Origin of the sequence: Actinokineospora sp. NBRC 105648 (genome assembly GCF_030269645.1) — a bacterium.
Classification (GTDB): domain Bacteria; phylum Actinomycetota; class Actinomycetes; order Mycobacteriales; family Pseudonocardiaceae; genus Actinokineospora.
This window is the reverse complement of sequence record NZ_BSTR01000006.1, coordinates 67508-89443: the sequence shown is the minus strand read 5'-3', so window position 1 is coordinate 89443 and position 21936 is coordinate 67508. Positions and strand designations below refer to the sequence as shown.

Below are 21936 nucleotides of genomic sequence, written 5' to 3'. Positions count from 1 at the left end.
CTCCCACACCGGGGTAGTCACTCCGCGCGGCGGGTCGGTTTCCGCGCTCGGGTGGTTACGATCCCGCTCGTGACCGCCCCCGACCACGACGACGACGCGACCCGCTGGGCACTGCGCGCCCGTACCGGCGACCGCGACGCGCTCGAGCGCTTCGTCCGCGCGACCCAGCGCGACGTCTGGCGGTTCGTCGCGCACCTGGCCGACCCGGGCGTCGCCGACGACCTGGCCCAGGAGACCTACGCCCGCGCGCTGGGCAGCCTGCCCGGGTTCGCCGGGCGCTCCTCGGCCCGGACCTGGCTGCTGGTGATCGCCCGCCGGGTCGTGGTCGACCAGGTCCGCACCGCCCGGGTCCGCCCCCGGATCACCAGCGGGGCGGAGTGGGAACGGGAAGCCGACCGCCGCCGCGCCACACCGGCGTTCACCGGCGCGGTGGAGCTGCACCTGCTGTTCGACGCCCTCGACCCCGACCGGCGCGAGGCCATGGTCCTCACCCAGGTCCTGGGCCTCCCCTACGCCGAGGCCGCGGCGGTCGTCGGCTGCCCGGTCGGCACGATCCGCTCCCGCGTGGCCCGCGCCCGCGACGACCTGATCAAGGCCATCGGCGGTCACGAGGCGACCGAGGTCAGCTGATCCCGGTCACTGGGTGGTTCTGGTCGGGGTGCCCTTGTTGGATCGAACTCAAGGCGCTGCCCAGCTATCGGGTTGAGGTGGCCGCGGACTTGGTGCAGGCGCCAGGCATTCCGTCCGGCTCATGTTCGACGGCCGCTCTATGGTGTGGTGTCTGTGTTCGGCGTGAACCCGGAGACCAGCCATACGGTGTAACCGGTGCTGGTGGGCGTGTTGATGGGTAGGCCGCCGCTTTCGGTCGCGACTGTTTCCTGGTCGAGGAGCGCGCCCGTCGTGGGGTCGAAGACGAGGACCAAGCGCTCGTTGGGGGTTGCCGAGCGCGCGTTGTCGTTGGGTGTGCTGAAGGCGATTCCCTTCCGTCCCATTCGGTCGGTGGTCTCGCCTTCGATGGTGACGTCCGGCCTGGTGGCCAGGGTGGTGAGTAGGGCGTTCTGCGTCTGCGGGGTGACGACCTGGGAGGACCACACCTCGGCGATCAGGTCGAACCACTGCGCCGCAGGGGGATTCGTCTCCTGGGCGGTGCGGAGGGTTTCGGGTGTGTGGCGACCGAGTTCGAGGCCCCCGGTGATCTCCTCGCGGTGCACGGGGCCGCCGTCCTGGGTCGTCTGGAGTCGGCCGGTGCCGTTGGCCTGGAGCCACAGTTCGCGGTCGTAGACGGCGATTCTCGCGCCGGAGATGTCGGCGTCGGAGGTGCCGGTCAGGCCCAGGCTCCAGGAACGGGTGCGCAGGTAGTGGTAGGGGCCGGATCCTGGTGGCGCGGGCTGCGCGGCCGCCTTGGTCGCCAGGTCCGCCAGTACGCCGGACGAGGTGCCCTCGACGGGCCGGTAGGTCAGCGCGGCCGCGGTGGGGAGGACTTGGTCGGGCGCGAGGGCGGGCAGGGCGACCGAGACCACCACAGCGGCCGCGATCCCGGCCCCGATCACGGCCAGCACCCGGCGACGGGTCCATCGGGACATGGGTTCGGGTCGCGCCGGCTCCTCAGGGCCCTCGATCGCCGTCCACCGCGGCACCTGGTCACGCCGCACGAGGCTCAACACGGCCTCGTCGGGAATCCGTTGTGCCGCCATCCGAGCGACAGCCCGGCTTGACCTACCCACGACCCACCTCCGGGGATTCGACCTTGTCCAGTGTCTGGTCCGCCATGGCTGCGTCCAGATCTTCCAGAGCCGTGGCGAGATGCCTGCGAGCGCGGTGCACCCGCACGGTGAAGGCCGTGATCGAACAGCCCGCCACAGCCGCCGCCTGCCGATACGGCAACCCGTCCCAAACGGTCAGGATCAGTGCTTCGCGTTCGTGTTCCGGCAGCCTCAGCAACGCCGCCATCATCGTGAGGCGCCCGACGACCTCTGCTTCCACGCTGCCCGAGGTGTGCAGTTCCCGACAGCGAGCGAGTTCCGCGGATACCGCGTCCTGCCGCTGGGTCCGGCGGCCGTGGTCGTAGATGATGTTGCGGGCGGTGACCAACAACCACGCCACCGGCGGGTCCGGGAGATCGAGACGACGACGCCACGCGATGAGGAACGTCTCGTCGACGACCTCCGGGGCGTGGTCGGGGGAAACCCGCCGCAAGGCGAAGGCGAGCACGCGCTCGTAGTGCTGCTCGTACATCCGCGAGAACTCAGACCCCTGCACGTCGCCCTCTCCGCGTCGACCACGACCCCACACCTAGTAGTGGTCGCCGGAGCGGCGATCCTTACCGACACGCCCGAATACTTCCGCTCCAACCCGGTCCATGCCCTTGTTGGCGGGGTTGCCGACCACGCCGCACGGCGGGAACCCGGGCCGGGAGCGGGGCGATAGTTCGGACGCGGACGGCCTTCAGGGGTCCGCGCGGCCAGGAATGGCGTGCGGTGGGCCTGTCCGGTCGTCAGAACTGGTCGCGGTGGCGCTCTTGTTCGAGGAGGGCGTCGAGGTCGGTGAGCCGGTGCATCGACGCGACCGCTCGGCTGGTGCGGGGGTTGCGGTCGAGCAGGTCGTGGTGGCGGTCGACCCAAGCCCAGTAGCCAGCGGTGAACGGGCAGGCGTCGGCGCCGACTCGGGTCTTGGGGTGGAAGGGGCAGCGGGGGCAGTAGTCGCTCATCCGGTTGATGTAGGCGCCGCCCGCGGCGTAGGGCTTGGTGGCCAGTCGGCCGTGGTCGGCGTGTTGGCTCATGCCGATCACGTTGGGTGGCATGACCCAGGCGAAGCCGTCCACGAAGGCGGCGGCGAACCACTCTGTCAGGTCGGCTGGGGCGTAGCCGCGTTGCAACGCGTGATTGCCCAACAGCATGAGTCGCGGGATGTGGTGCACCCAGCCCCGGTCTCGGACGCCCGCCAACGCGTCGCGCAGGCAGGCGGCGGAGACGGCGTCCGCGTCGAGCTCGCGCCACCACCGGGGCAGTGGCGTGTGGGCGCGCAGCGCGTTGGCGTCGGTGTAGTCGGGGCCGAAGTGCCAGTACAGGTGCCACATGTACTCGCGCCAGCCGAGGATCTGGCGGATGAAGCCCTCAGCCGCCGGCAGGGGTACGTGTCCGTCGCGGTAGGCGCGCTCGGCGGCCTCGACCGCGCGCAGCGGGTGCAGGACCCCCAGGTTCAGCGGGACCGACAGCAGCGAGTGCGACATCGACCAGTCCTCGGCGAGCATCGCGTCCTCCCAGCGGCCGAACGTCGGCAACCGGTGCTCGACGAAGCGGCGCAGCGCGCGCTCGGCCTCGGCAGGCGTGACGGCGAAGCGCCGCGGCCCGTCCACGCCGACGGTGTCGACGCCCATCGCGTCGAGGTCGGCCCGCACCCGCTCGTCGATCTCGTCCTCGCGCGGCTGGTACGGCCCGGGAACGCCGAGCGTGCGGGCGCGTTTCGGTGGCGGCTCGCGGTTCTCCGCGTCGAGGTTCCACTGACCACCCACCGGTTCCGGGCCGTCCATCAGCACGCCGAAGCGGCGTCGCTGGTCGCGGTAGAAGGCCTCCATCTGGAACCGGGTGCGCTCACCCGCCCAGTCGCGGAACTCCGCGCGCGGCAACGCGAACGTCGGCGTGGGCAGGATGTCGGCCACGAGCCCCTCATCGCGCAGCTGTCGCACGAACCGTTCGGCGGCGAAGGATGTCGGCTCGTGCACCAGCACAGGCCTACCCACCGTGCGCAACCCCTGCCGGTACGTCTCAGCCCTCAGCAGCGTCGCGCGGTCACCGAGATCGGCGGCGCAGTGCCGCAGCGCCGAGAGCACAATGTGCAGCTTCTGCCGGTGATAGCGCTTCCTGCGCAGCGCCGCCGCCGACTCGATCAGCACCACCCGCCGGTGCGCGTGTTCACCACCGTGCACATGGGAGCCGAGTTGATCGGCGAACAGCCACAGCGGCGCGTCCTCAACCACGCGAACACCACATCACGCGATCTCGATCGGGCGAGGAGTCGCAACCGACGCGGATCCGCGCCAACACCACGATTCCACTTGCGACGACAGCGGCGCGGAACCTCACGGACATGGGGCCACCGTATCCACGGAACCTCGAATGCGCAGCACGACCGCGGCGCCACGCTGAGAGTTCAACCGCAGAACCACTGGTACAGCGAGGTTTTCGGCTCCCCGACGCAATCGCGAGCCGGGCTCGGGAAGCCGGGGGCCACCTCAGCACGACTCCACGTTGGACACACGAATCGGGCTTCAGGCCAGTGCGTTCAACCCGTCTTCCCACCGCTGACGCCGCTCGGCGATGTCCTGTTCCCACCACGGAGTGCCACGCTCGCCCAAGGCGACCTTGGCGGCGTGCACACGGCTCCGGGCGTCGCGTTCGGCGACCGGGTCCTGGTTGCGGAGAGCGGCACCGACGTCCCGCCGGGCCCGCATCAACGCGCCGCGCAGCCGGGTCGCGATCTCGTCTGGGATCTCGGGGTCGGTGGCTCGCCAACGCCTGCCGTTGATCACGACGTGGTGGCCGTCCGGCGTGCGTTCCGGCTCAGTGTGCCGGGTCCTGACCGGCTCGGGCTCGACGGCACGACGGGTCGGCTCCGGCTCCCGCCGATCGGTCATGCCACCAGGATCGCACCAACCGGCTCACCCCGCCCGAGGGCGGGCCGTTCCCGTCTCGTCGGGCGCGTGGCCGCCGGACCTGGGAGCTTGGGACCATGCTGGCTACCTGGCGCACCACCGACGAGGTCTTCCGGTTCGCGTTCGACGGCCGTTTCCGCGTGCCACTGGGCCTGGTCGGGGTGACACCGTCGACCGCGTGGGTCCGGGTGGCCGACGGCGGGCTCCAGGTGCGGTTCGGCCCGTGGGCGCTGGCGACGCCGCTGGGGAACATCGCGGGCACCGAGGTCACCGGGCCGTTCTCGGTGTGGCGGGGCATCGGCACCCGGCTGTCGCTCGCGGACCGGGGGTTGACCTTCAGCACCAACGTGAACGCGGGGCTCTGCGTCCGGTTCCGCGAGCCGGTGCCCGGTCTGGAGCCGACCGGCCTGCTGCGCCACCCCGGCGTGACCCTGACCGTCGCCGATCCGGACGCCCTCGCTCGGGCACTGGCGGCGTAAGCACCGCGGCGCAAGTCCCTCAGTTGAGCTGTTCGGCCAGCCCGACGACGATCCCGCCGGGGCCTCGGACGTAGCAGAGCAGGTAGATGTCCTCGTACCGTGCCACCTCGCCGACGAGTTCGGCGCCGTGTGCACGCAACCGGGTGAGGACGTCCTCGATGTCGTCGACGGCGAACATCACTCGACGGATGCCCAACGTGTTCGCGGGCGCGTCCGCGGGCTCGGCGCGGATCGCCTCCGGCGTGTGGAACATCGCCAGCTCGATCCGGCCGTGGCCGTCGGGCGTGCGCAGCATCGCGACCTCCTGCCGGACGTCGTCGATCCCGATGACCCGCTCCACCCAGCGCCCCTCGACCGGGCCCCGGCCCTGCAGCTCCATGCCGAGTTCGACGAAGAACGAAATCGTGGCGTCGAGGTCGTCCACCACGATGAGGACGTTGTCCATCCGCTGGATCGCCATACCGGTCTCCTCGCTGTCGCCCCGCACCCGACACCGTACTCAACCCCGCGCCCCGGCGCCCCACGGCCATTGTCCACAGTAGACAAGAACAGGCCGGAGTCCATGGCGGACAAGGACACCGTTTGTCCAACGCCCAACGAATCGGTGGTGAACCGGCGCTCGGGCGGCCCGCCAGGGCGGCTACGGTGCGTGCATGAACCAGTCGGTTCCCGTGTTGCGAACTGTCCACCAGCTGGCCGACACCACCTCCCTGACCGATCCCCAGGTGGTCATCGGGGCCGTCTCGGCCGTGCTGACCATCGTGATCTCGCTGGCCGCCTGGTGGGCCCGGCGCAAGCGGATCAGCTGGCGGGTGCACCTGGACACGCCGATCGGCCGCACCCCGACCCTCGGCGAGAACATGATCGACGTCGAGCTGCGGGACAGCCGCCGGGGTGGCGCGCCGGTGCCGGACGCGAGCCTGGCGCTGATCCGGATCATGAACACCGGCAGCGCGGCGATCGGCGTGGCCGACTTCGAGACCCCGCTGCACCTGGAGTTCGGCGGCCGCCGGGTGATCGACGTGGACGTGGTCGAGGCCAAGCCACCGGTGCTGCGGATGCTCAAGGCGCTGGAGGAGGCCAAGTCCTGGCCGCCGGTCGGCCAGGACAAGCTCGACCTGCCCAAGCTGCCGTTCAACAGCGGCGACCGGGTCAAGCTGCTCGTCCTGCTCTCCGGCGACCCCGCGGGCGACGGCGCCGCAGTCGACTGCGACGGGATCCTGCACGGCGGCGAGGTCGTGCACGACACCACCCGCGGCGACGGTCCGAGCAAGCGGACCATGTGGCTCCGGGCCGGGATGGCCGTCGTGCTCACCGCGTCCGCCGCCCTGATCGTCTCCGGCCTGACCAGCGGCTCGGACTCGCACTGCGTCGCGGGCACGATCGGCGTCGAGGGGTCCAGCGCGTTCGCCCCGGTGGCCGCGGCGCTCGCCGAGGAGTACACGCGGCAGTGCTCGGCCGCGCACATCAACGTCAAGGCCACCTCCAGCGACAGCGGGGTGATCAAGCTGAACAGCACCGGCGGCACCGGCGAGCTCACCATCGCGATGAGCGACGGGGAGGCCATCGACTCCTACCCCTGGCTCTCCGGCCGCCAGGTCGGGAACGTGACGTTCGCGGTGGTGCTCAACAACCAGGTCCAGGTGACCAACCTGGCCAGGCAGGAGATCAAGGACCTCTACAACGGCAACCGGACGGCGTGGCCGTCCGGGCAGCAGGTCCACCTCGTCAGCCGCGACTACCACTCCGGCACCCGGGCGGCGTTCGACCACCGGGTGCTCGACGGCAGCGAGCCGAACCCGACCTCGCACAACTGCCAGGACCGGGACCCGGGCGCCGACGGCACCGTGCTGCTGTGCGAGATGTCCAGCGCCGACGACGTGCTGAACCGGGTGGCCGGGATCGACGGCGCGCTCGGGTACGTGGAGGTCACCAAGGCCGCCGAGGAGAAGGGCTTGCACACGGTGTCGATTGACGGCATCAGCCCGGCCCCCGGCGGCGACCGCTCGCACTACCCCTTCCAGGCGGCGGAGATCCTCTACACCTACGGGCAGCCCGCCGCGGACAGCCTGACCGCCGCGTTCCTGCGGTTCGTGGACGGCGAGACCGGCAAGAAGATCATCACGGACATGCACTTCGGCACCGCGTGAGACCGGCCGGTGTCCATCCACTGTGGACGCCGTCCGGACGGCGAGCCCACCTGCAGCGCCAGTGCGGGTCCAGAGCCGACCCGCGGGCCGCGGTTAGCCCGCGCCACTAGGGCATTGGGCCGATACTGAGCCGCGTCGCTTGGTACGGAAGCGTCGGCGGGTTGCGTGGTCCTGCACAGGTTCTGAACGCCGCTGGAACCGCTGGGAGCGCCCGCGGGCGGTCGGTACCGTGTCACCGACGTGCCGCGATGGTCGTGGTGGTGGCTGAGTCGGGGACCAGACCCGGGGTGGGCAGGAGACGGTGGCGGGGTCTGCCGGGGCACGGGAGTTGGCGGAACGGCTCGCCGAGTTGAAGGCGCGCAGCGGGCGCAGCTACGACAGCATCGGCAGGCGCGTCAACCTGGGGAAGTCGACGGTCCACCGGTACTGCACCGGGGCCGCGGTCCCGGAGCAGTTCGGTGTCGTCGAGCAGATCGGGTTGGCCTGCGGTGCCGCGCCCGCGGAGCTGCTGGAGCTGCACCGGCTCTGGGCCCGCGCCGTCTCCGCCGCGCCGAGCCCCTCCCTCGAACCGGCCGAACCCAGCAAACCCACCGAACCCAGCAAACCCAGCAAACCCAGCAAACCCAGCAAACCCACCGAACCTAGCAAACCCAGCAAACCCGTCGAACCGGACGCGGCGGTGCTGGTGCCCGAGATCGCCGCTCGCAAGCGGCGACGGCGGCGGTGGTGGCCCGCGGCGGTCGTCGGCGCGGCCCTGCTGGTGCTGATCGGTGGGTCGACCCCGGTGCCACCGGCACCGATCCCGCAGTGGGTGTCCGGTCCGCAGTGGATGCGGCCGCCGACCCCGGTGCCCAGGGAGCTGTTCGGGGTGACGATCAACAGCGCGGTCGGCGCGATGCCGTCGTTCCGGGTCGGCGCGGTGCGGCTGTGGGACAGCGGCACGCGGTGGTCGGAGGTCGAGCGGCAGCGCGGCCGCCCCGACTGGGCCACGCTCGACCGGCTGGTCGACGGGGCGCGCCAGGCCGGGCTGCCGGTGTTGTTCGTCTTCGGCGGCACACCGCACTGGGCCGCGCCGACCGGGCCGCCCACGCCCTACAGCGACAAGTCGTCGTCCGCGCCGCCGGACGACCTCGCCGACTGGGACGCCTTCGTCACCTCGGTCGTCGAGCGGTACCGGGGCCGGATCGAGTCCTACGAGCTGTGGGTGCTGGGCAACGACAAGCGGTTCTACACCGGCAGTGTCGAGACCCTGGTGGAGATGACCCGGCGGGCGGCGGCGATCCTGCGGGCCGCCGACCCCGCCGCCACCCTGGCCTGCCCGGGCATGGGGCAGCTGTGGACCGACGAGGGCATGGCCGTGCTGCGCCGGTTCGCCGAGCTGGGCGGGTACGGCCACTGCGACGCCGCGAGCGTCAAACTGTTCCAGCGCCGAGCAACCGACCCACCGGAGTCCATGCTGGAGCTGACCGCGACCGTCGACCGCGAGCTGCACGCCGTCGGGCTGCACCCGCCGATCTGGAACACCGGGACCACCTACACGATCCCGCTGGAGGGCAAGCTCGACGAGCGGATGAGCCGCGACTACGCGGTCCGGTTCTTCCTCACCGGACTGTTCGCCCACGACACCAACCTGGAGCGCATGTACTTCTACAACTGGGGTGGCACCCGCGTCCCCCTGGTGCTGCAGGCCGTGGGCGGGGCGCCGACCTCGGCGGCGCTGGCCGTCGAGCAGCTCCAGGTGTGGCTGGCCGACGCGCGCGTGCGGGGCTGCGGGCGCGGTCGCGGCAGCGGGCTGCCCGACGCGGTGTGGCAGTGCGACTTCGTGATCACCGAAGGTGAGCGGGACTACCCGGCGAGCATCCTGTGGACCCACGCGGGAACCGCCACCACGACCGCTCCACCGGGCAGCCGCGCCGTGCGGCACCTCGACGCCACCACCGATGTGCTGCGCCCCGGCGAGCCGCTGGTGGTCACCGAGGAGCCGGTGCTGGTCGAACGCGGCTGACCGGCATCCCGCCGGCCGCCGTCCCCGCAGGTCAGAGCCGAGCCCGCGTCCCGTTGTCCCGTCTTGGTCCACACCGCACACCCGGCCACCGGACCGCTCTTAGAGTCTGGCCACCACAGGCAGTTCGAGGAGAGGACCCCCGTGCGCTTCAGATCCAGACTGCTCACCTTCCTGGCAGCCACCCTCATGCTGACCGGGCTCACCTCCGCGGTGACCACGACCGCGGCCCAGGCCGACCCCTGCCGGGCCGGTGTCATCTGCGGCGAGGTCAAGAACGAGACCAACCGCACCCTCTACGCGCGGTACAAGGACGACGACAGCGGACCGTGGCAGGTGCGCGCGCTGGCCCCCGGGCAGAAGCTCGGCGGGTGCTCGTCCCCGTTGTCGTGCCTGGACATCGACCAGGTCGAGATCCCGGCCGGCTGCGTGGCGCGGGTGAGCGTCGGCGGCAACGAGCGGTACTTCCCGATGGGCTGGGACCGCTTCTCCTCGGGCGCCTACGTCCGGGTGCTGGAGCTCAAGTGCCGCGACGGCCGGGTGTACGCCTGGGAGAACATCTGGAACGACGAGAACAACGGCGGGCTGAGCTGCAGCTGGCCGGAGGACGACTACAACTGGGGCGACAACTGCGGCAACTTCCGCAACCGCGCCAGCGCCGTGCAGAACAACGGCAGCACGACCTACAACAACGCGATCAACCTCTACTACCACACTGACCACACCGGGGCGTGGGCCTGCCTCGGGCCCGCCAGCGTGTGGCGCGACCTGCGCTGGAACTACTTCAGCTGGGGCGCGGGCCGCGACGGCTACACCTACGCCATCAACGACGAGATCGCCTCGTCGAAGTGGGTCAGGACGTGCGGCACCCCGTGACGCGGTGCGCACCCGCGCGCTGAGCTCGCGTTGCCAGGCGGCGCCACCGATCAGGTGGCGCCGCCTGCCGTCGGGTAAGCCCGCACGGCAACACAAACGGGCATTTCGTCCACAAAGGACTTCAGATCGGTCGTGCGCCCCGCGCCCCGGCGTGCCGTGCGAGCGGTCAGCCCGGGCGGCGGACCAGGTAGGCGTCGCCCCTGATGCTGCCGCCGGTGTACTGCCACTGCAGGTCGTCGCGGGTTCGGGTGAGGACGACATCGCCCTCGGTGACGCAGTTGCCCGCGTCCGTCCTGGTGATCAGTTCCCGCATAGTCAGCGTCGTGGTGGTCATGCGAATCAGGGAAAGGGTTCCGCTGCAAGCGAACGCCGGGGCCGGGTTGTCGAAGTCGGAGCTGTAGGCGACCTCGTGCTGGCCGTTCTCGCGGATGGTCAGCCGCATGTAGTAGTCCCCGGCTGGTCCCACGGGCACCTGCCGCACTGGCTCGCGAGTCTCCCAGTCGCCCGCGAACCCCTCCGGCAGCGTGGTTCGGGCGCACTCGCGCGTGGTGAAGACGCCCTCCTGCTCCCTACCCGGGTACGGCCCGCGCGGGCCGCGGAAGTTCTTCATCCCGGCCTCGCCCCACATGCCGCGGTAGCCCCACCACGGCTCGGCGTCGGCGGCGCGCACCTGCGACCAGGCGCGCCACAACCGGCCCTTCGTGGTGATGTCGACGCCGCCCGGGTGGTTGAACATGCCCGCGGTCGGGTACGACCCGTGCGCGCCCTTGGCCGCGAGCACCGTCGGGTGTCCGTCGTCGACATCGAGGTCGGCCCAGTCGACCGTGCAGGTCGGTTCCTCGTGCTTCCAGAACGTCACCGCGACCGGCTGTTCCCCGCGGACCTGGACCGCGACGCGCTCCCAGTCGCCCTCGTGCTTGTTGTTGTAGTCGTTGTAGCCATAAAAGAACCAGTACACGAACGCGACGAGCCCGGACCCGTCCTCGTGCCGCTCCCAGTACGCGGGCGCGCCGAGCGTGCTGTCGCCGGACCGCGCGTCGTCGTCGAGGTCGAGGTAGAAGCCCTGCGACGAGCGCACGGCAGGCACGTCGTCGGTGGTGTCGTACTCGATCCCCGCCTCGTGGTCGCAGCTCGGCGTCTGGGTCCCGACCGGAACGGGGTAGGCGCGGTGCCGGTACCCGCCGTCCTCCCCCAGGCGCTTCGGCTCCACGCCCTCCGCGACCGGCTCGGGGTCGTCGCACAGGTCGCCGTGGTCGAAGCGCAGCGCCGAGCGGGTCACGAAGTCGGTGGCGGCCATGGGGAAGTTGTCGTCCCCCTCGGCGAGCCAGACCTGCGGCGCGAACCGCTGGGCGAGCACCGCGGCCTCCACACCGGACGGCCCAGCGGTGGTCGCCACCCTCGGCACGGGATCCTCGCACCCGCTCACCAGCGGCACGAACGCGATCAACGCGGCCACGAGCGCGCTCCTGTGCATGCTTCCCCCAGTTCACCAGCACGGACGCGGGTAACTGTAGTCGCCCGCGAACGGGTTTCGTCGTCGAATCGATGCAAGCACCGCGGACCTGATTCGAACAATTGTCGTGGTGAATTCCGCATACCCCACGGGACTACGGAGGATCTCCGGCGGATTCCCGAAGCGGGGGCACCGGCCGCTCCGGTGTGCTTGGGCCACGAAATCCGGATGAGAGGGGAACTACGGTGCGAAAATGGATCGCGGTCGCGGTTGCGACCGTGTTTGTCGCGGCGCCTTCAGGGGTGGCCACGGCGGAGCGGGGCGCCGACGGCGGTTTGCGGGACTCGCTGGAGGCGTTGGTGCGGTCGGGGGTCACCGGCGCGGTGGTCCGGGTCGACGACGGGCAGCGGGTGCGCACCGTCACCAGCGGGGTGGCCGACCTGGCGTCGCGCAGGCCGATCGGCGCGGCGGACGACTTCCGGATCGCCAGCGTCACCAAGACGTTCGTGGCGACGGTGGTGCTGCAACTGGTCGGCGAGGGTCGGATCCGGTTGACCGACACCGTCGAGCGGTGGCTGCCCGGCGCGGTGCCCGGCGGCGACCGGATCACGCTGCGGCAGCTGCTCAACCAGACCAGCGGGCTGTTCGACTACACCGAGGACCAGGCCTGGCTGGCGACCGCGCTGGCCGACCCCGCGCGGAGCTGGGCTCCCCGGGAGCTGGTCGCGGTGTCGGTGGCGCACCCACCGCTGTTCGCGCCGGGCGCCAAGTGGGCCTACAGCAACACGAACTACGTCCTGGCCGGGTTGATCGCCGAGGCGGTGACCGGGCGCCCGCTGGCCCGGTTGGTGGCCGAGCGGATCACCGGTCCGCTGCGGCTGCGGGACACCTACCTGGCGACCGACGCGCGGGTGCGCCCGAACCACGTCCACGGCTACCTCCCGGCCGCCGACGGCGGCTACACCGACACCACGGCGTGGACCCCGACGATGGCGGGCGCCGCGGGCGCGGTGATCTCCACACCGCCCGACGTGGCCCGCTTCTTCCGGGCCCTGCTCGCCGGCGAGCTGCTGGACCGGCGCGGGCTCGACCAGATGCTGACCACCGTGCGGGTCGCCGAGCGCAACGGCGGGTACGGCCTGGGCATCTACTACATCGACACCCCGTGCGGCCGGGTCTGGGGCCACGCGGGCGACTTCCCCGGCTACCACACCATCGCCTACCAGGACCGCTCCGGCAGGCGCAGCGCCGTGCTGATGGTGGCCACCGACCTGGACCAGGAGCCCGGGTCGCTGTTCGACCAGACCGTCAACACCATGGTCTGCCAGATGCTGGGGCGGCGCTGACCTGCGCGCCCGTGCCCGCTGACCAGGTGAAACCTGGTTGGGCCGGTGGACTGGGTGGGACATCTGGAAAGAATTCCGGGGGACGGTGTCGGATCCGGGCAGCGGTGTTCGTTGCCTGGGTGAGCGGCGGCCCGCACGGGACGTCCCGGACCACAGGAGATGATCCTCAGATGCAGTACCTGGTTTCCGTGATCGACGACAAGGGCACTCCCGGCAGCACGGATCGGCAGCCCGCCATCAGCGCGTTCAACGACCGGCTGATCGCCGAGGGCTACTGGGTCTTCGCGGGTGGCCTCGCCGACACCGACGCGGCGACGGTCGTCGACAACCGGGGCGAGCAGCCGGTGTTCAGCGACGGGCCGTTCGTCGAGTCGAAGGAGTACCTCGCGGGCGTCTGGGTGTGGGAGGCCCCCGACCTGGACGTGGCGCTCAAGCTCGCCGCCGAGGCGTCGAAGGCCTGCGACCGCAAGATCGAGGTCCGGCCGTTCCAGTGAACGACGTCCACGAGGCGGTCACCCGGGCCCACCACGACGAGTGGGCCCGGGTGGTCGCCGCCCTGACCAGGCGGTTCGGCGACCTCGACCGCGCCGAGGAGGCGGCGGCCGAGGCGTTCGCGACCGCCGTCGAGCGCTGGCCCGCCGACGGCGTGCCACCCAACCCCGGTGCCTGGCTGACCACCACCGCCACCCGCAAGGCCATCGACCGGATCCGACGCGAGGACAAACGCGACGACAAGCACAAGGAGGCTCTGATGGCGCACGACGACAGCCCGCCCGAGCCGCTGGGCGCCATCGACGACGACCGACTCCGACTGATCTTCACCTGCTGCCACCCCGCGCTGGGGACGGAGGCGCGGGTGGCGCTGACCCTGCGGATGGTCGGCGGTCTGACCGTCCCCGAGATCGCCCGCGCCTTCCTGGTGCAGGAGAGCGCCATGGGGCAGCGGATCACCCGCGCCAAGGCCAAGATCAAGGCGACCCGCATCCCCTACCGGGTGCCCGCCGCCGAGGACCTCCCCGCACGCGTCTCCGGTGTGCTCGCCGTGCTCTTCCTGGTGTTCAACGAGGGCTACCTGGCCACCGGCCCCGACACCGACCCAGTGCGCCCCGGCCTGACCGCCGAGGCGATCCGGCTCACCCGACTCATCCGCGCCCTCCTGCCCGACGACGGCGAAGTGGCCGGCTTGCTGGCACTGATGCTGCTCACCGAGGCCCGCCGCACTGCCAGGGTCTCGACGCGCGGCGAACTGATCGCCCTCGACGAACAGGACCGCGGCTCCTGGGACGAGGTAATGATCGCCGAGGGCCACCAGCTGGTCCGCGAGCGCCTGGCCACCGGGGTGGCCCCGGGCCGCTACCAGGTCCTCGCCGCCATCAACGCCGTGCACACCTCCGCCCGCGACGCCCGCGACACCGACTGGTCGCAGGTCCTCGCCCTCTACGACCAGCTGGTCCGCCTCGACGCCTCACCGATCGTCGCCCTCAACCGAGCCATCGCGGTCGCCGAACTCGACGGCCCGGAGGTGGCACTGGCGGCAGTCGACCACCTCGCGGACAAGCTGACCGACTACCACGCCTACCACGCCACCCGCGCCGCCCTGTTGCGCAGAGTGGGCCGCAGCCAGGAGTCCCGCGCCGCGTACGACCGGGCCATAGAACTGGCGGGCAACACCGGCGAGATCGCCTACCTGACCCGCCGCCGCGACCAACTGGGATAGCGCTGCGGATATTTGGGCTGGCGGTGGTCGAGCATGGAATCGGCCCCAGTGCGATTGACCCAGTGCGGCCAGTCCAACGTGATCAGCCCAACGTGATCAGCCCAGTGCAAGCGATTAGCGGTAAGCCCCGAGAGGGAAGACAGCCCACGCCCCACCCAGCCGCAGCGAGAACAGCCAAGCGCTCGATCAGGTGGATCAGCTTTGTCTGGGGAGAAAAGAGGCGCTAGCCTGGCCCAGGCGGTGGGTATCCCTTTCCCACCCGCTCTACCCACTGCGCCTCTTTTCTTAGGGGCCCCAGACAAAGCTGATCCACCTGATCGAGCATGCCCACCCGAGCAAGCGCCGATGGGCTCCCGCATGAGACCGGCCCGGCGCTCACCAGGCAGGGCACGCCCCATGGCTGCCGCGTCGGCACCTACTCGGCATGCCCGATGAGCCGGCGCGTCGGCGCCCACTTGGCATGCCCGATGAGCCGGCGCGTCGGCACCTACTCGGCATGCCTGATGAGCCGGCGCGTCGGCGCTTACTTGGCGGGGCATGCTCGATGGGCTGGAGTGGCTTTGTTTGGGGCCCCTAAGAAAAGAGGCGCCGCGGGTAAAGCGGGTGGGAAAGGGATACCCACCGCCTGGGCCAGGCTAGCGCCTCTTTTCTCCCCAAACAAAGCCACTCCAGCCCATCGAGCACTTGGGTGGGGAAGTGGCGGCTGGGTGGGGGTCGGGTTGGGAGAAGGGAAAGTGGCTGCGGCGTGGAGTCGGGCCGAGGGAAGGGAGGTAACTGCTGGGTGGGGGTCGAGCTAAGGGAAGGGAGGGTGGCGGCTGGGTGGGGGTCTGGCTGAGGGAAGGGCGGGCTGAGGGAAGGGGCTGCTGGGTGGAGCCGGGCTATGGGAATGGCTTTGTCCGAGCGGCTGGCCGTCATCGCTCAGCGCTTCGGTCGGGGTGTCGCGCTTCACCGCGCCGCCGAGCGGCTGCTGGGCGGCGGCCTCGCTTCGGGCATTTGGCAGTGTCAGCGGGACCGGACCAGATGTCTGGCTGGGGAACAAGTTCGCCCATCACGCACCTGGCAGCGGCGGCGAACCGGGCCGGTTGTCGTGTTGCCGAGTTGAGGCTTGCCCATCGAGTTCGCGGCAGCGCGCGGCTGGCGGAGTTCCGGCGGCGGTGGGGGCGTCGTGTGTCGGTTTATTCCAAGCGGTCGCGCGCGGCGGTTGGCACTCTGTGCTGCATGTCCCTTGAGGAGGTCTTCGCCTTCCACCGGCAAGAGGTCGGCCCGGTGCGGTTCGTCGAGTCGTTCGGCGGTTGGGTGGCCACCCGGTACGCCGATGTGGACAGGGTGCTCACCGACCACGCGGTGTTCTCCTCCGATGAGTTGCGCTACAGCGCCCAACCGGTCCCGCACGGCTCGAACCCCTTGTTGCGCGGCCTGTCGGCGACCGATCCGCCTCGGCACCACGTGTTGCGTCGGATCGTCAGCCAGGTGTTCACCCCCCGGGCCGTGTCGTCGTTGGCGACGTTGATCACCGCGCGGGTCGAGGGGCTGCTGGCCGCGGGCGGGTCGACGTTCGACCTGGTCAGTGCGGTGGCCGCGCCGTTGTCGGTGCACACGGTCGCGGGTCTGCTCGGTGTGCGTTCGTCGCGGTGGCCGGACTTCGTCCGGTGGACCGAGGCCATCACGTCGTTCTTCGGCGGGTTCACCGAGGACGAGGCCCGGCAGGACGCCTTCCACCGGGCACTGGCGGAGATGGCCGCCTACTTCCACGAGGAGTTCGAGCGGCCGACGGGCGTCATCGCGGCCCTGGTGGCGGCGGACCTCACCGAGGACGAGCTGATGGACTTCTGCGCGCTGCTGCTGGTCAACGGCCACGAGACCACCAGGACCCTGCTGGTGAACGCGGTCCTCTGCCTCACCTCCCGGCCCAGGCCCACCGACGTGCGGACCACCGTCGAGGAGGTTCTCCGCTACCTGCCGCCCACGGGCGGGACAGACCGGTTCGTCACCCGGCCCACCACCCTCGGCGGCCAGGAACTCCAGCCGGGGCAACGGGTTGTCGCGATGATCACCGCGGCCAACCGCGACCCCGGGGTCTTCGCCGATCCGCACACCTTCGACCCGGACCGCGCCGTCAACCCGCACCTGTCCTTCGGCCACGGCGTCCACTTCTGCCTCGGCGCCCACCTGGCCCGCGCGCAGGTCCGCACCGCTCTGACGGCCCTGCTCGACCGCCGGTGGGAGATCACGGACCTGGACACCCACCGGACCCCGGTCGGCATCGACGTCCTGGGACTCACCCTGACCACCGGCCCGCGCCGCTGACGAGCGGGCGCGCCGCGCAGACCGGAGAGGCGACGCCGAGCTCCTCGGCCGCGAGGTAGCCGGCGATCCACTCACGCGCGTTGGCTGCCGCTTCTCAGTCCGCTCAGCGACAGGTGGGGTGGGACACCGTCCCACCCCACCCGGTCAGCCTGCGGAGATCAGCTCACCCGCGAGGTGTTCTCCGACAACAGCTTCAGGCGCCTGGCTTCAGACCCGCGGGGTGCAGGACGTCGGCTCACCGGACTGCGCGGGCAGCGAGATCGCGTTCCACGCGGCCTTGGTGCGGTTGTAGAGGTTGCAGGTCGGGTCGAGGTTCTTCGCCGCGGTCAGGGTGGTGACCCGGTACTTCTTGTAGGTCATGCCGCTGGTCTTGAGCAGCATGCCGCCGTAGAAGACCTTGCCCGCGTCCTTGATGCCGACGCCGGTGACCGCGGTGTTGTTGCAGGTCGGGCTGTTCGGCTTGCCGCCGCCCGGGGCCGAGCCCTCGGCGAGCAGGTAGAACCAGTGGTTGAGCGGGCCCGCCGCCTTGTGCACCTCGGTGCTGGGGATCGAGGAGCTGTAGCAGTTCGGGTCGTTGTTGACCAGCGACGGGTTGTACATGTTGCGGATGGGGCCGCGGCCCTGCAGGTTCACCGTCTCGCCGACGGTGTAGTCGGGGCGGTCCTTGGGGTTGTTGGCGTAGGCCTCGGTCAGCGCGCCGAAGATGTCGCCGGTGCCCTCACCCAGACCGGCCTCGCGGGAGGTGCCGCCCGGGGTGTTCTGGTCCAGGCCGTGGCCGTACTCGTGGCCGACCACGTCCATCGAGGCGATCCACTTGTTGCCCGAGTTGTGGCCGATGGTGATCGAGGAGCCGTCCCAGTAGGCGTTGAGCTCGTTCAGGCCGACCTTGCCCGGCCAGCTGCGCCCGGAACCGTTGTGGCCGTTGCGGCCCAGCCAGTCCTTGAGCATGTTCCACTCCTGCTGCGCGGCGTAGAGCAGGTCGCCGCAGCCGGTCTCCTTGCTCGACGCGCTGCCGGTGCCCCAGGTGTCGGAGGACTTGGTGAACACCTGGCCGCCGCTGTAGTCCGCGCACTGCAGGCCCGGCCGGGTGGAGTCGGAGAGCCGGTAGCTGCCTGCCGAACCGCTGGTGGTGATCGACACCTGGCCGTTCCACTCGCTGTTGAGAGTGCCCTCGGCGGCGTCCTCGACCTGGTCGAGCACGGCGCCGGTGGTGGCGTCGACCCAGACGGTCAGGTGGCTGGGGCCGCCACCGCGCTTGCCGCCGATCAGCAGCTGCTCCCAGGCCAGCGCGGGCTTGTCGTCGGTGACCTTGACGACGAGCCTGCTCGCCTGGGCCTGGCTGGTGCTCGCCTGCAGCCCGCGCGCGGTCCGCTCGGCCTCGGCCTTGGTGACCTTCGCGGTGGCGCTCGGGACGGCCACCGGCGCGGTGGTCCCGGCCACGGTCGCCCGGACCTGGCCCTGACCGTCGGCCAGCACCGCGGCGTCGCCGCCGACCACCGGCACACCGCGCCAGCTGCGCTGGTAGCTGATCGAGTACAGGTCGTTGAGGTACGGGGTGACCTGGTCCCGCGTGTAGACCTCGTCCGGTCCCTTGGCCAGCGCCTCCAGACCGGCCGCGGCACTGCGGTCGGCGGCGGAGACCGCGAGTGCCTGGCGGTCCTGGGCCTGGTTCGGGTGGTCCTGACCGGCGAACACCGGTGGCGCGGCGAGCACCGCACCGCCGGCCAGCACGGCCAGGGCGACCCCGGCCGTCAACGCTTTGCGCTTCATGAGTACTCCTCGTGGGCAGGGTTGCGCGTCCGGTACCGCTCGCCGCCGCCCGTCGTGGGCGACCCTCCGGCGACCGGCCCCAGTGGGGGTACTGGCGACGCAGAGGTGTTCCCGCGTCACCGAGCGCAACTGAGCATTCAGAGGTGATCGTGCGGCAGTCAACGGAATCCGTGGTGGGAACGCCTGTTTGTCAACATCAGGCAAATCCGCGGCGCGGGACGATTGGCCTTGATTTCCGGAATATTACCTGGTGAATGCGTGCGAGGACGTGGCGCGAATACGCAACTGGCGAAATCTGTCATGCGGACGCGTTGGGGTGGGCCGTCAGTGCTATGGCCCCGAATGGCCGAGAAGGGCCCGCGGTGCACGATGACCGAAGCCCGCCAACGGGTGGCGGGCCACGGTGCCGGCCCACGAACGCGCACGTGGCCGCCGACTTCGAGCGAATGGGAAACTGGGAAATACACACCCTGAACTGCTCACGTGGCATTCATCGCCGATAGTTTCATGAGCACCACTCGGATTCGCTCGGACTTTCCGCGGAGCTCACGCTTGAGCGGCGCACATGACCGATTTGTTCTTGATGCCGTTTCCCGCCCGGGGCGTGGCACGGCATCGGCGAGGTCATTCGGAGCACGTGGGCGCGGGTGCTCACCCGGGTTGTGGTCGCAGCCCGTCGAGGATGATCCGGGCGAGGTGCTCCGACCGTTCCCGGCTGGTCTCCGCCTTGGCGTGGCGGATCGCGGCGAAGGCCCCGGCGACGAGCGCCAGCACCTCGTCGACGGTGACGTCGGGGCGCACGACGCCCGCGGCGTGGGCGCGGTCGAGCAGGTCCGCGACCTGGCGGGTGAGGTTCGCCGCGAGGTCCGGGGCGGCGGTGCGCAGGTCGAACTCGGCGGCCATCAGCGCACTCTTCACGGCCGCGTTCTCGGCGCCCACGGCCACCATCCGCGAGAGCTGGGTGAACAACGCCCCGGGGTCGTCGGTGGCGGCGAGCGCCCGCGCGGCCACCACCAACTGCTCGAGCTCGTCGATCACCACGGCCAGGTAGAGAGCTTCCTTGCTGGGGAAGTGCCGGTGGACGGTGCCGGGCCCGACACCCGCGCGGCGGGCGATCTCGTCGAGCGGGACACCGAGGCCGTCCTGTGCGAACAGCCGCCGCGCGGTCCGCAGGACCAGCTCACGATTGCGGCGCGCGTCCGCCCTCGGTTCCCGGTCGAGCTTGGGCGCTGTCGAGGAGTCAGGTTCGGCGCGCTCGGCCGGTCGGCTGTCCATGGTCGCTAGCGTAACCGGGGCGATGCCCCGTATTGTTCCGGCTGTAACCGGGGCGGCGCCCCTCTTGCCCCCCGGGCGACCACGAGGGAGCACGCCGATGACCGCACACGACGCCGGAGCCCTGGTACGACGGATGCAGGAGTGCTTCAACACCCGCGAGTTCGACCAGGCCGACGACCTGTTCACGCCCGACTTCTTCAGCCATCCGCTCGGCACCACCGGATTCGGGGCGGGCAAACGCCTCTGGCACGGCCTCGTCGCCCACTTCCCGACTACCGTGTCGTCGCCGAGGACATCCTCGTCGACCACGACCGAGTCGCCGTCCGCTCCGCCGTCGAGGGGATCCCGAAGCGGGACGACGGCGTCCAGCCGATGCTGATCGAGATCTTCCGCGTCGACGACGGCAGGCTCGCGGAGATGTGGGACTCGCGCAGGGGCTCCCACTCGAGGTCCTCGGCCAGCTGTGACCGACGAACCTGGTCCGGCGGAGCGGGGTTGACGGTGACACCCCCAGCGTCACCGTCTCCCCACTCGCGCAACGCGCCGGACTCGCGGGGCTCACGCGTCCAGTGCGTTCCGCCTGGAGCGGAACGGCTGCCCTCGGCGGCCGAGGGCTGTCAGGCTTGCGGTATGGCGGAGATCCTCCACTTCAAGCAGAACCGCACGCCCGCACCGGACCGGGGGCCGGAGCCGTTGTGGCGCGAGGTGCTCGGTCGGAACCTGCGCGCGACCAGGGAGTCTCAGGGCGGTCGGCTGGTCGACGTGGCGGAGCGGGCGGGTATCTCGCCGCAGTACCTCTCGGAGATCGAGCGCGGCCGCAAGGAGCCCTCGAGCGAGATGATCGGCGCGGTGACCGGGGCGCTCGGGGTCGACCTGGCCGACCTGCTGACCGACGTCGCGGGCGACCTCCGGCGGTTGCGCGACCCGGGTCCCGTGGCCCGGCATCGTCGCCCCGCGGGTCCCGTGCTGCGGGCCGCCTGAGGTAGCGAACTCAGATCCAGCGGGTACGCGACCCGGCCCGCGCGGCCCGGCATCGCTCCGCGGCTCCGGTGCTACAGGCCACCTGAGGCCGCCACCTCAAGTCCGGCGGCTACACGACCGATCCGCAGTCCGGCAGCGTCGCCCCGCGGGTCCCATGCTGCGGACCACCTGAGGCCGCCACCTCAGATCCGACGGCTACTCGACCCGGACCCCGCAGTCCAGCAGCGTCGCTCCGCGGGTCCCATGCTGCGGACCACTTAAGGCCGCGAACTCAAGTCCGGCAGTTGCGCGACCCCGATCCCGCAGTCCGGCATCTTGGCCCCGCAGGCCCGTGCTGCGGACCACCTGAGACCGCGAACTCAAATCCGGCCGATGCGCGACCCGGGTCCCGGGCCGGCGGCTCGGCGTCGTCCCATAGGTCCGGTCCTGCGGGCCGCCTGAGGCCGCCAGCTCAAGTCCGGCGGCTACCCGACCCGGGTCCCGCGGTCCGACAACATCGACCCGCAGGTCCCGCACTGCCGACCACCTGAGCGCGCGAACTCAAATCCGGCGGCCACCCGACCCGGGCCCGCAGTCCGGCAGCGTCGTCCCGCGGGTCCCGCACTGCCGACCACCTGAGCACGCAAACTCAAATCCGGCGGCCACGCGACCCAGGCCCGCGGTCCGACAACATTGACCCTCAGGTCCCGCACTGCCAACCACCTGAGCACGCAAACTCAAACCCGGCGGCCACCCGACCCAAGCCCGCAGTCCAGCAACATCGACCCTCAGCTCCCGCACTGCCAACCACCTGAGCGCGCGAACTCAAACCCGGCGGCCACCCGACCCAAGCCCGCAGTCCAGCAACATCGACCCTCAGCTCCCGCACTGCCAACCACCTGAGCGCGCGAACTCAAACCCGGCGGCCACCCGACCCAAGCCCGCAGTCC

Annotated in this window: 18 protein-coding genes and 1 pseudogene; 11 read left to right on the top strand and 8 right to left on the bottom strand. The window is 70.9% G+C overall.

The annotated features are described in order from the left end of the window. The first annotated feature begins 69 nt into the window (after positions 1-69). A complete protein-coding gene (locus tag QSK30_RS08075) occupies positions 70-630 on the top strand; it encodes a sigma-70 family RNA polymerase sigma factor (RefSeq protein ID WP_285500902.1) in 561 nt (186 codons plus the stop codon). A gap of 137 nt (positions 631-767) precedes the next feature. Here the strand turns inward: QSK30_RS08075 and QSK30_RS08070 are convergent, their stop codons facing one another. The 4 genes from QSK30_RS08070 to QSK30_RS08055 all read right to left on the bottom strand — a co-directional run bounded on the left by QSK30_RS08070 (position 768) and on the right by QSK30_RS08055 (position 4633). After that, positions 768-1583 (bottom strand): hypothetical protein, encoded by an 816-nt coding sequence (locus QSK30_RS08070; RefSeq protein ID WP_285500900.1) that lies wholly within the window; start codon positions 1581-1583, stop codon positions 768-770. 133 nt (positions 1584-1716) lie between these two features. Beyond that, a complete protein-coding gene (locus QSK30_RS08065) occupies positions 1717-2235 on the bottom strand; it encodes an RNA polymerase sigma factor (RefSeq protein WP_285500898.1) in 519 nt (172 codons plus the stop codon). Positions 2236-2494: 259 nt separating this feature from the next. Continuing rightward, positions 2495-3976, bottom strand: a complete 1482-nt coding sequence (locus tag QSK30_RS08060; RefSeq protein WP_285500896.1) for a cryptochrome/photolyase family protein — start codon at positions 3974-3976, stop codon at positions 2495-2497. Between the two features lie 291 nt (positions 3977-4267). After that, positions 4268-4633, bottom strand: a complete 366-nt coding sequence (locus QSK30_RS08055; protein ID WP_285500894.1) for a hypothetical protein — start codon at positions 4631-4633, stop codon at positions 4268-4270. Between the two features lie 95 nt (positions 4634-4728). On the opposite strand from QSK30_RS08055, the gene QSK30_RS08050 reads away from it, so the two are divergent. After that, positions 4729-5130, top strand: coding sequence for a hypothetical protein (locus tag QSK30_RS08050; protein WP_285500893.1), 402 nt, complete (start codon positions 4729-4731; stop codon positions 5128-5130). A gap of 19 nt (positions 5131-5149) precedes the next feature. On the opposite strand, the gene QSK30_RS08045 is transcribed toward QSK30_RS08050, so the two are convergent. Further along, positions 5150-5590, bottom strand: a complete 441-nt coding sequence (locus tag QSK30_RS08045) for a VOC family protein (protein ID WP_285500891.1) — start codon at positions 5588-5590, stop codon at positions 5150-5152. Positions 5591-5783: 193 nt separating this feature from the next. Between QSK30_RS08045 and QSK30_RS08040 the strand changes: the two genes are divergently transcribed. The 3 genes from QSK30_RS08040 (at position 5784) to QSK30_RS08030 (ending at position 10158) form a co-directional block, all read left to right on the top strand. Further along, positions 5784-7280 (top strand): substrate-binding domain-containing protein, encoded by a 1497-nt coding sequence (locus QSK30_RS08040; protein ID WP_285500889.1) that lies wholly within the window; start codon positions 5784-5786, stop codon positions 7278-7280. A gap of 301 nt (positions 7281-7581) precedes the next feature. Beyond that, the gene (locus QSK30_RS08035) at positions 7582-9285 is read left to right on the top strand and encodes a helix-turn-helix domain-containing protein (protein ID WP_285500887.1); all 1704 of its coding nucleotides are present in this window, start codon (positions 7582-7584) and stop codon (positions 9283-9285) included. A gap of 141 nt (positions 9286-9426) precedes the next feature. After that, the gene (locus QSK30_RS08030; RefSeq protein ID WP_285500885.1) at positions 9427-10158 is read left to right on the top strand and encodes a hypothetical protein; all 732 of its coding nucleotides are present in this window, start codon (positions 9427-9429) and stop codon (positions 10156-10158) included. Between the two features lie 166 nt (positions 10159-10324). Here the strand turns inward: QSK30_RS08030 and QSK30_RS08025 are convergent, their stop codons facing one another. Then, complete coding sequence (locus QSK30_RS08025) at positions 10325-11614, bottom strand: hypothetical protein (protein ID WP_285500884.1); 1290 nt, start codon at positions 11612-11614, stop codon at positions 10325-10327. Positions 11615-11913: 299 nt separating this feature from the next. Between QSK30_RS08025 and QSK30_RS08020 the strand changes: the two genes are divergently transcribed. The 4 genes from QSK30_RS08020 (at position 11914) to QSK30_RS08005 (ending at position 16981) form a co-directional block, all read left to right on the top strand. Continuing rightward, on the top strand, positions 11914-12957 hold the full coding sequence (locus tag QSK30_RS08020) for a serine hydrolase domain-containing protein (RefSeq protein ID WP_285500883.1): 1044 nt from the start codon (positions 11914-11916) through the stop codon (positions 12955-12957). Positions 12958-13127: 170 nt separating this feature from the next. Continuing rightward, positions 13128-13451, top strand: coding sequence for a YciI family protein (locus QSK30_RS08015; RefSeq protein ID WP_285500882.1), 324 nt, complete (start codon positions 13128-13130; stop codon positions 13449-13451). Further along, the gene (locus QSK30_RS08010; protein WP_285500880.1) at positions 13448-14674 is read left to right on the top strand and encodes an RNA polymerase sigma factor; all 1227 of its coding nucleotides are present in this window, start codon (positions 13448-13450) and stop codon (positions 14672-14674) included. The genes QSK30_RS08015 and QSK30_RS08010 overlap by 4 nt, the downstream gene beginning before the upstream one ends. Positions 14675-15892: 1218 nt before the next feature. Next, positions 15893-16981: a cytochrome P450 gene (locus tag QSK30_RS08005; protein ID WP_285500879.1), complete on the top strand. Its 1089-nt coding sequence runs from the start codon at positions 15893-15895 to the stop codon at positions 16979-16981. Between the two features lie 207 nt (positions 16982-17188). On the opposite strand, the gene QSK30_RS08000 is transcribed toward QSK30_RS08005, so the two are convergent. Together QSK30_RS08000 and QSK30_RS07995 are read right to left on the bottom strand one after the other, a co-directional pair. After that, positions 17189-18751 (bottom strand): M4 family metallopeptidase, encoded by a 1563-nt coding sequence (locus QSK30_RS08000; protein WP_285500877.1) that lies wholly within the window; start codon positions 18749-18751, stop codon positions 17189-17191. A 651-nt stretch (positions 18752-19402) separates the two neighbouring features. After that, positions 19403-20026, bottom strand: coding sequence for a TetR/AcrR family transcriptional regulator (locus tag QSK30_RS07995; RefSeq protein ID WP_285500875.1), 624 nt, complete (start codon positions 20024-20026; stop codon positions 19403-19405). A 141-nt stretch (positions 20027-20167) separates the two neighbouring features. Here QSK30_RS07995 and QSK30_RS07990 point away from each other — a divergent pair. Both QSK30_RS07990 and QSK30_RS07985 read left to right on the top strand, forming a co-directional pair. Continuing rightward, positions 20168-20386: pseudogene (locus QSK30_RS07990) on the top strand (hypothetical protein); the annotation flags it as partial. 270 nt (positions 20387-20656) lie between these two features. Beyond that, on the top strand, positions 20657-21007 hold the full coding sequence (locus tag QSK30_RS07985; protein ID WP_285500872.1) for a helix-turn-helix domain-containing protein: 351 nt from the start codon (positions 20657-20659) through the stop codon (positions 21005-21007). Positions 21008-21936: the final 929 nt, after the last annotated feature.

Bases quoted from the DNA above. Each gene is read 5' to 3' on its own strand.
- QSK30_RS07995 (WP_285500875.1), bottom strand. From the start codon at position 20,026: ATGGACAGCCGACCGGCCGAGCGCGCCGAACCTGACTCCTCGACAGCG.
- QSK30_RS08045 (WP_285500891.1), bottom strand. From the start codon at position 5,590: ATGGCGATCCAGCGGATGGACAACGTCCTCATCGTGGTGGACGACCTC.
- QSK30_RS08005 (WP_285500879.1), top strand. From the start codon at position 15,893: ATGTCCCTTGAGGAGGTCTTCGCCTTCCACCGGCAAGAGGTCGGCCCG.
- QSK30_RS08050 (WP_285500893.1), top strand. From the start codon at position 4,729: ATGCTGGCTACCTGGCGCACCACCGACGAGGTCTTCCGGTTCGCGTTC.
- QSK30_RS07985 (WP_285500872.1), top strand. From the start codon at position 20,657: ATGGCGGAGATCCTCCACTTCAAGCAGAACCGCACGCCCGCACCGGAC.
- QSK30_RS08000 (WP_285500877.1), bottom strand. From the start codon at position 18,751: ATGAAGCGCAAAGCGTTGACGGCCGGGGTCGCCCTGGCCGTGCTGGCC.
- QSK30_RS08065 (WP_285500898.1), bottom strand. From the start codon at position 2,235: ATGTACGAGCAGCACTACGAGCGCGTGCTCGCCTTCGCCTTGCGGCGG.
- QSK30_RS08040 (WP_285500889.1), top strand. From the start codon at position 5,784: ATGAACCAGTCGGTTCCCGTGTTGCGAACTGTCCACCAGCTGGCCGAC.
- QSK30_RS08055 (WP_285500894.1), bottom strand. From the start codon at position 4,633: ATGACCGATCGGCGGGAGCCGGAGCCGACCCGTCGTGCCGTCGAGCCC.
- QSK30_RS08070 (WP_285500900.1), bottom strand. From the start codon at position 1,583: ATGTCCCGATGGACCCGTCGCCGGGTGCTGGCCGTGATCGGGGCCGGG.
- QSK30_RS08015 (WP_285500882.1), top strand. From the start codon at position 13,128: ATGCAGTACCTGGTTTCCGTGATCGACGACAAGGGCACTCCCGGCAGC.